This is a genomic window from Georgenia sp. Z1344 (assembly GCF_049856295.1).
In the GTDB taxonomy this organism is placed as follows: domain Bacteria; phylum Actinomycetota; class Actinomycetes; order Actinomycetales; family Actinomycetaceae; genus JB111.
Window position 1 is genome coordinate 196,845 of the sequence record NZ_JBNDMZ010000005.1, and the last position, 8,659, is coordinate 205,503.

Annotated in this window: 5 protein-coding genes; all 5 read right to left on the bottom strand. The window is 70.9% G+C overall.

Features of this window, described 5'->3' with window-relative positions; all coding sequences use genetic code 11:
- Positions 1–144: 144 nt before the first annotated feature.
- The 5 genes from uvrA to ACPYO6_RS07245 all read right to left on the bottom strand — a co-directional run bounded on the left by uvrA (position 145) and on the right by ACPYO6_RS07245 (position 8,302).
- A complete protein-coding gene (gene uvrA / locus ACPYO6_RS07225; protein ID WP_425714179.1) occupies positions 145–3,003 on the bottom strand; it encodes an excinuclease ABC subunit UvrA in 2,859 nt (952 codons plus the stop codon).
- Between the two features lie 131 nt (positions 3,004–3,134).
- The gene (locus ACPYO6_RS07230; RefSeq protein WP_425714180.1) at positions 3,135–3,839 is read right to left on the bottom strand and encodes a trimeric intracellular cation channel family protein; all 705 of its coding nucleotides are present in this window, start codon (positions 3,837–3,839) and stop codon (positions 3,135–3,137) included.
- A 129-nt stretch (positions 3,840–3,968) separates the two neighbouring features.
- Positions 3,969–4,985: a TerC family protein gene (locus ACPYO6_RS07235; protein WP_425714181.1), complete on the bottom strand. Its 1,017-nt coding sequence runs from the start codon at positions 4,983–4,985 to the stop codon at positions 3,969–3,971.
- Positions 4,986–5,235: 250 nt separating this feature from the next.
- Positions 5,236–7,335: an excinuclease ABC subunit UvrB gene (gene uvrB, locus ACPYO6_RS07240; protein WP_425714182.1), complete on the bottom strand. Its 2,100-nt coding sequence runs from the start codon at positions 7,333–7,335 to the stop codon at positions 5,236–5,238.
- A gap of 127 nt (positions 7,336–7,462) precedes the next feature.
- Positions 7,463–8,302, bottom strand: coding sequence for a hypothetical protein (locus ACPYO6_RS07245; RefSeq protein ID WP_425714183.1), 840 nt, complete (start codon positions 8,300–8,302; stop codon positions 7,463–7,465).
- Between the last annotated feature and the right edge of the window lie 357 nt (positions 8,303–8,659).

The following is an 8,659-nucleotide window of genomic DNA, read 5'->3' on the forward strand; positions in this document are numbered from 1 at the left end:
CCGGTCACTGCGTCCCTCGACGGCGGGGTGGGGAGCACTCCCCACCCGGGTCGGTGGCACGTCGCTCTGCGCCCCTCGGTCCCGCATCCGGGTCGGCCGCCGGGGCCGGAGCTCGCCCGCCCGGTCAGGCCCGGGCGCGCTCCGTCAGGCCGGCACGCGGTCCGCGGCGCCGTCGAGCACCTCGGCGAGGAACTCTCCCGTGTACGAGCCGTCGACGCGGGCGACCTCCTCGGGGGTGCCCTCGGCGATGACGAGCCCGCCGCCCGAACCGCCCTCGGGGCCAAGGTCGATGATCCAGTCCGAGGACTTGATGACGTCGAGGTTGTGCTCGATGACGACGACGGAGTTGCCCTTGTCGACAAGGCCCTGCAGCACGAGCATGAGGCGTCGGATGTCCTCGAAGTGGAGTCCGGTGGTCGGCTCGTCGAGGACGTAGATCGTGCGACCGGTCGAGCGGCGCTGGAGCTCGGCGGCGAGCTTGACGCGCTGCGCCTCGCCGCCCGAGAGGGTGGTCGCCGACTGCCCGAGCCGGACGTACCCGAGCCCGACGTCGACGAGCGTCTGGAGGTACCGCGTGATGCGGGTGGACGCCGAGAAGAACTCGACCGCCTCCGCGATCGGCATGTCGAGGACCTCGGCGACGTTCTTGCCCTTGAACCGCACCTCGAGCGTCTCGCGGTTGTACCGCGCTCCCCCGCACGTCTCGCAGGGCACGTACACGTCGGGCAGGAAGTTCATCTCGATCCGGAGCGTGCCGTCGCCCTTGCAGTCCTCGCAGCGCCCGCCCTTGACGTTGAACGAGAACCTGCCCGGGCCGTAGCCGCGGACCTTCGACTCCGTGGTCTCCGCGAACAGCTTGCGGATGATGTCCCACAGGCCCGTGTACGTGGCGGGGTTCGACCGCGGCGTCCGCCCGATCGGCGACTGGTCGACGTGCACGACCTTGTCGAGGTGCTCGGTGCCGGTCACCCGCCGGTGCCGGCCGGGGATCTGCTTGGACCGGTTGAGGGCACGGGCGAGCGCGGTGTACAGGACCGAGTTGACGAGCGAGGACTTGCCCGAGCCGGACACTCCCGTGACGGAGACGAGGATGCCGAGCGGGACGGAGACCGTGACGTCGCGCAGGTTGTTCTCCGTCGCGCCGTGCACGGTGAGCATCCGCCCCTTGTCCACCGGTCGCCGTTCGGCGGGCACGAGGATCTCGCGGCGGCCGGCGATGTAGTCGCCCGTGATCGAGCGCTCGACGTCCGCGAGCCCGGCGTACGGCCCGGAGTAGACGACCTCGCCGCCCGTCTCACCCGCTCCCGGGCCGATGTCGACGACCCAGTCCGCGGTGCGCATCGTGTCCTCGTCGTGCTCGACGACGATGAGCGTGTTGCCGAGGTCCCGCAGCCGGGTCAGCGTGCCGATGAGCTTGCGGTTGTCCCTCTGGTGCAGGCCGATGCTCGGCTCGTCGAGCACGTAGAGCACCCCGACGAGGCCGGAGCCGATCTGGGTCGCGAGGCGGATGCGCTGGGCCTCGCCGCCGGACAGCGTGCCGGCGGGGCGCGAGAGCGTGAGGTACGTGAGCCCGACGTCGACGAGGAAGCCGAGCCGCGCGTGGATCTCCTTGAGGACCTGGGCCGCGATGGTCGCCTCCCGCCGGTCGAGCGGGAGGTCCGTGAGGAACTCCTTGGCGTCCGCGATCGACAGGTCGCACAGCTCGGCGATCGACTTCCCGCCGACGGTGACGGCGAGGACCTCGGGCCGCAGCCGCGCCCCGTCGCACGTGGGACACGGCACCTGCCGCATGTATCCCTCGTACTTCTCCTTCGACCACTCGGACTCGGTCTCCTCGTGGCGGCGCTTGACCTGGGCGAGCGCACCCTCGAACCCGGAGGTGTAGGTGCGCATGCGGCCGAAGCGGTTGCGGAACCGGACCGTCACCTCGTGGTCGTGACCGTGCAGGAGCGCGTCCCGCGCGTGCTCCGGCAGCGCGCGCCACGGCACGTCGAGGGAGAACGCGAGCTCCTCGGCGAGGGCCGCGATCTGGCGCGTGTAGTAGTCCCCCTGGCCCGACCAGGGCAGGATCGCGCCCTCGTTGAGGGACAGCTCGGGGTCCGGGACGATGAGCTCGGGGTCGACCTCGAGCCGCGTGCCGATGCCCGTGCAGTCGGGGCACGCGCCGTAGGGGGCGTTGAACGAGAAGGTGCGCGGCTCGACCTCCTCGAGCGTGAGCGGGTGGTCGTTCGGGCAGGAGCGCTTCTCCGAGAACCGCCGCTCGCGCTCGGGGTCCTTCGCGTCGAGGTCGACCATGTCGACGACGAGGAGGCCGTCCGCCAGCCGGAGGGCCGTCTCGACCGAGTCGGTCACCCGCTGCTGGACGCCGTCCCGCACGACGAGGCGGTCGACGACGACGTCGACGTCGTGCTTGCGACGCTTGTCCAGCGCGGGCACGTCGGTGAGCGCGACCACCTCCCCGTCCACGCGCACGCGGGCGTACCCCTGGGCCGTCAGCTCGCGGAACAGCTCGAGGTGCTCGCCCTTGCGGCCGCGCACCACCGGGGCGAGGACCTGGAAGCGCGACCCCTCGGGCATCGCCATCAGCTGGTCGACGATGTTCTGCGGGGTCTGCGAGCGGATGACCTCGCGACACACGGGGCAGTGCTGGGTGCCGGCGCGGGCGAACAGGAGCCGGAGGTAGTCGTACACCTCCGTGATCGTGCCGACCGTCGAGCGCGGGTTCCGGCTCGTCGACTTCTGGTCGATGGCGACCGCCGGGGACAGGCCCTCGATGAAGTCGACGTCCGGCTTGTCCATCTGCCCGAGGAAGAGCCGCGCGTACGACGAGAGCGACTCGACGTACCGCCGCTGCCCCTCGGCGAAGATCGTGTCGAACGCCAGGGAGGACTTGCCGGAGCCCGACATCCCGGTGAAGACGATAAGGGAGTCGCGCGGAAGATCGAGGTCGACGTTGCGCAGGTTGTGCTCGCGCGCGCCCTGGACGATGAGGCGATCAGTCACTCGGGCAACGATAGGTCACCCCACCGACATTCGCACAGCTGTTCGAGCGCCGGGTCGGTCACCTCGTGCACCCCGTGCGGGCCCGCCCGCACCCGCTCCCCGACCACCTCGCCAGGTCTCCGGACGCCCCGTCAGGCCTGGTCGTCGCGCCGGTTCCGCCGCCTCGGCACGCGCGGGAGCGCCAGCCGGGGCGCCTCCCCCGGCAGCTGCCAGCCACGCGACCGGGCGAGGAGGGCGAATCCGGCCGTGACGAGGATCGCCACGGCGAACGCGATCGCCTCCTGCTCGATCGTCGCGCCGACTACCATGACGATCGATCCGGTGACGGCGGGCACCGCGTAGAGGGTGTTGCCGCCGAAGACGGCGGGCACACGGCCGACGAGCACGTCGCGCACCATGCCCCCGCCGACCGCGGTGATGAGGCCGATGAGGACGGCGGGGATCGGGGCGAGGCCGAGGTGCACCGCCTTGAGAGTCCCGATGGCGGACCAGCAGCCGAGCGCGAGGGCGTCGGCCACGACGAGGACCCGGTTGCTCCACCGCCCGTCGAACGGCACGAGGTAGCCGATGAGCGCGCCGGCGAGCGCGGTGCCGAGGTAGGCCGGTTCGGCGAGGGCGACCGGCGGAACCTGCAGGAGGGTGTCCCGGATGAGGCCGCCGCCGAGGCCCGAGATGATGCCGAGGGTGACGAAGGCGACGAGGTCCATCCGCAGGGCGCGCGCCACGGCCGCGCCGAGCACCCCGTTGGCGAGGACGCCGAGGAGGTCGACCGCGTCGAAGAGGGCCTGGAAACGTCCCGCGTCGGCGGCGGCGCCCAGCACGCTCTCGGTCAGCACCACGACATCGTGCCAGCAGCTCGCGCCACGCCGGCACGAGGGCCCGTCACCTGCTCACGTGCCGCCGGCGCGGCACCCGTGGGGGTGCCGCGCCGGGGCAGCGAGCGTGGTGCGGACCCGACGACGAGGTCAGGACTCGTCGGAGTGGTGGCTGCCGTTCGCCAGCGGGTCCTCGGCCGTGCGGCCCTCGGCCTGCAGCTTCCGGCTCTTCGCCAGCGAGGCCACCACGGTGATGACGAGCGCGACGACGATGAAGCTGAGCGAGAACGCGATGCTCGGCTCCGGGATCGCCTCGAGCATCTCGTAGCCGTGGAAGGCGTGGATGAGCAGCTTGATGGCGATGAACCCGAGGATCGCGGCCAGGCCGTAGTGGAGGTAGACGAGGCGGTCGAGCAGCCCGTCGATGAGGAAGTAGAGCTGACGCAGTCCGAGCAGCGAGAAGGCGTTCGCCGCGAAGACGAGGTAGGCCTCCTGCGTGATGCCGAAGATCGCCGGGATCGAGTCGACGGCGAACATGACGTCCGCCGCGCCGAGGGCGATGATGCACAGGAGGAGCGGGGTGATGAAGGTCTTCCCGCCGTGGCGGGCGATCAGCTTGCCGCCCTCGAAGCCGTCGGTGACGGGGAGGATCCGGCGGGTGAAGCGGATGAACCAGTTCTCCTGGTACTCCTCGTCGTCGCCCGGCTTCTCGACGCCCTGACGGGCCTGGGAGATCGCGGTGTAGAGCAGGAACGCGCCGAAGATGAAGAAGATCCACACGAACCGCTCGACGAGCGCGGCACCGATGAGGATGAAGACCAGCCGCAGGACGAGCGCGATGATGATGCCGACGAGCAGGGCCTCCTGCTGGTACTTCCGCGGCACCCGGAACCCGGCGATGATGATGACGAACACGAAGAGGTTGTCGATCGACAACGACTTCTCGGTCACGTACCCGGCGAAGTACTCACCGGCGAAGCCGCTGCCCCAGAAGTACCAGACGACGAACCCGAAGGCGACGCCCATCGCGATGTAGGCGACCGACCACCAGGCGGCCTCCTTGAGGGTGGGTTCGTGCGGCGTGCGCACGTGCCCCACGATGTCGATGGTGATCATCGTGAGGATGACCGCGGCCAGTCCGATCCAGGCGATCGCGTGAACGTCCATGCATACCTCTCCGGTACGTCGAGTGAGCTGGTACCGGAGGTCTCTTCCGCCCACCGTGGTGGGCCGCGACGCCGAGCGGGAGGGGTCCCGCCGTGGTGACGACTGTCGCTGCGGGGGAATACTCCCCTCCGTCGGTGCGAGGCTACCCGACCTCCTCGGCACCCGTCCGGCCAGGCGGGAGAGAGATACCTCGCTCGACGACGAGGCCCCGGCGCCGGACCGTCGCGTGCGGCCGACCGCCGCCGTCGGCTCAGGCCTGGCCGGCCCTCATCTGACGGAGCTCCTTCTTCAGCTCGGCGATCTCGTCCCGCAGCCGGCCGGCCAGCTCGAACTGCAGCTCCTCGGCGGCCGCGTTCATCTGCCCGGTGAGCTCCGTGATGAGCTCGACGAGCTCCGACGCCGCCTTCGCGCCCGCGCCCTCCCCCGCACCGCCGGCCGCACCGCGCCCGGCCTGCCGGGACGCCTTCCCGCCGCCCTCCTGGCGGTAGCCGCCCTCGAGCAGCTCGGCGGTGTCGATCTGCTCGCGGGCGAGCATGTCCGTGACGTCGGCGATCCGCTTGCGCAGCGGGGTCGGGTCGATCCCGTGCTCCGCGTTGTAGGCGAGCTGCTTCTCGCGGCGGCGCTCGGTCTCCTCGATCGCGAACTGCATCGACTCCGTCACGGCGTCGGCGTACATGTGCACCTGGCCGGAGACGTTGCGGGCGGCGCGGCCGATCGTCTGGATGAGGGACTTCGAGGAGCGCAGGAAGCCCTGCTTGTCGGCGTCGAGGATGGCCACGAGCGAGACCTCCGGGAGGTCGAGGCCCTCGCGCAGGAGGTTGATGCCGACGAGCACGTCCGCCGACCCGGTGCGCAGCTCGCGGAGGAGCTCGACCCGGCGGAGGGTGTCGACGTCGGAGTGGAGGTACTGGACCTTGACGCCGCGCTCGAGGAAGTAGTCCGTGAGGTCCTCGGCCATCTTCTTCGTCAACGTGGTGACGAGGACGCGCTCGTCCTTGTCCACCCGTTCCCGGATCTCGCCGAGCAGGTCGTCGATCTGGCCCTCGGTGGGCTTGACGACGACCTCGGGGTCGATGAGGCCGGTGGGCCGGATGATCTGCTCGACCACCCCGTCCGACTGGCCGAGCTCGTAGTCCCCCGGCGTAGCCGAGAGGTAGACGGTCTGGCCGATGCGCTCGAGGAACTCCGTCCAGCGCAGCGGCCGGTTGTCCATCGCCGAGGGCAGGCGGAACCCGTGCTCGACCAGGGTGCGCTTGCGGGACATGTCGCCCTCGAACATCGCCCCGATCTGCGGGACGGTCACGTGCGACTCGTCGATGACGAGGAGGAAGTCCTCCGGGAAGTAGTCGAGGAGGGTGTGCGGGGCGGTGCCCGGACCGCGGCCGTCGATGTGCCGTGAGTAGTTCTCGATCCCCGAGCAGGTCCCGATCTGCTGCATCATCTCGAGGTCGTAGGTCGTGCGCATCCGCAGGCGCTGGGCCTCGAGCAGCTTGCCGGCGGACTCCATCTCGGCGAGGCGCTCCCGCAGCTCGTCCTCGATCGAGCGGATCGCACGCTCCATGCGCTCGGCGCCAGCCACGTAGTGCGAGGCCGGGAAGACGTGGACGGAGCCCGGCGTGCTGACGACGTCCCCGGTCAGGGGGTGAAGGTAGGAGAGCGCGTCGATCTCGTCGCCGAACATCTCGATCCGGATCGCGAGCTCCTCGTAGACCGGGATGATCTCGATCGTGTCGCCGCGGACCCGGAACGTGCCGCGGGTGAAGGCGAGGTCGTTGCGCGTGTACTGCATCTCCACGAACCGGCGCAGGAGCGCGTCCCGGTCGACCTGCTCGCCCCGCGTCAGGTGCATCATCCGGTCGACGTACTCGGTGGGCGTGCCCAGGCCGTAGATGCACGAGACCGACGAGACGACGACGGTGTCCCGCCGGGTGAGCAGCGAGTTGGTCGCGCTGTGGCGCAGGCGCTCGACCTCGTCGTTGATCGAGGAGTCCTTCTCGATGTACGTGTCCGTCTGGGGCACGTACGCCTCGGGCTGGTAGTAGTCGTAGTACGAGACGAAGTACTCGACCGCGTTGTTCGGGAGCAGCTCGCGGAACTCGGTGGCGAGCTGGGCGGCGAGGGTCTTGTTCGGCGCCATGACGAGCGTGGGGCGCTGGACCTGCTCGACGAGCCAGGCCGTGGTCGCCGACTTGCCGGTGCCGGTGGCGCCGAGCAGCACGATGTCCTTCTCGCCGGCCCGGAGCCGCTCGGTGAGCTCGGCGATCGCCTTGGGCTGGTCGCCCGCCGGGGTGTAGTCGGAGATGACCTCGAACGGTGCGTCGTCCCGCTGGATGTCGATGACCTCGCGCATGGTCCCAACCTACGACCCGCCGCCCACAACGGCGGCGGCCGGGACGCGGTGCGGTGACCCGCTCCACGTCCCGGCCGCTGCCGGACGTCGATGGTGATGTCGGACCGCTGCCGGTCCGCCCGGTCGGTCAGGTGACGACGAGGGTGACGAAGCCGCCCGCGCCGGAGTAGGACTCGACGATCGCGACCGCCGGGCCGACGAGGTTGCCGGACTCGATCGCGGCCGCCCGCCAGTTGGACAGGCCGATCTCGTTGTCGTCGTTGCTCCAGCTCGAGCCGTCCGAGCCGACGACGTGGAGGATGGGGTCGATGTCCGGGCTGTCGGCGGAGACGAGCGCCGGGCCCGAGTCGACGTCGACGATCGCGAGCGCGAAGGAGTCCTCCGGCAGGTCCACGCTCGTGGAGCCGAAGCGGTCCATCTGCGCCGTGCCGCTGAGCAGCTCGAACTCCATCGCCGTCGCGTCGCCGGAGTACTCGGAGAAGGTGAGGTCGTAGACGCCGGCGTCGAGGACCGTGACCGCGGCGGCGTCGAACACGTTGTCCGTCCCGCCGAAGAGGTCGAGGTGGTCGGAGCTGTCGTCGAAGCGCTGGTCGACGCCGTTGCCGGAGATCTCGATGACCATGTCCTCCTCCTCGGCGAAGGCGCCGAGCACGACCGCCGAGCGCTCGTCGACGACGAGGCGGCCGTTCCACTCGTCACCCTCGAGCATCTCCCCCGACCCCGAGACACCCACGAGGGTGCCGTCGAAGGCCTCGACGCGGACGGTGTCGTGGACGCCGTCGCCGTAAAGGGTGCTCTCGGGGGCGGCGGGGCCCGGGCCGGGGTCGACGGGGCCGGCGCCGGAGCCGCCGGGAACGTCGGGGCCGCCGACGGGCGGGATGTCGTCACCGGCGCAGGCGGACATGCCCGCTCCGACGACGAGGACAGCGGCGGCCGCACCGATGCGGCGAAGGACGGTGGTGTTCATGATCGCTCCAAGGGGGGTGTGGCTCTCGACCCGCGGGCGGTGCTGCTCGTCGGGCCGTCACCGGTGATCCGGGGACTGATCATCAAGTTAGGGAGGACGTCGACGCCGCTCCAGGGCCGGTGTGGGGCAGGGCACACCTCCCCGGCGCCGCGGCGGTCCGGCATCGTCGGGGCTCGGCCGCCTCCCGTCACCCGGCGGTGCTCTGACCTGCATCGATGCCGGACGGCGCCGGGTGCGTCGGACGCCGGCCCGGCGCGGACGAGCTGCCATGGGGACCGCTCCCCGAGGGGTTGCGCGTCGTCGTCGGGCCGTGCACGACGACGGCGGCGGCCGCCCCGTTTCGGGGGGGCCGCCCCC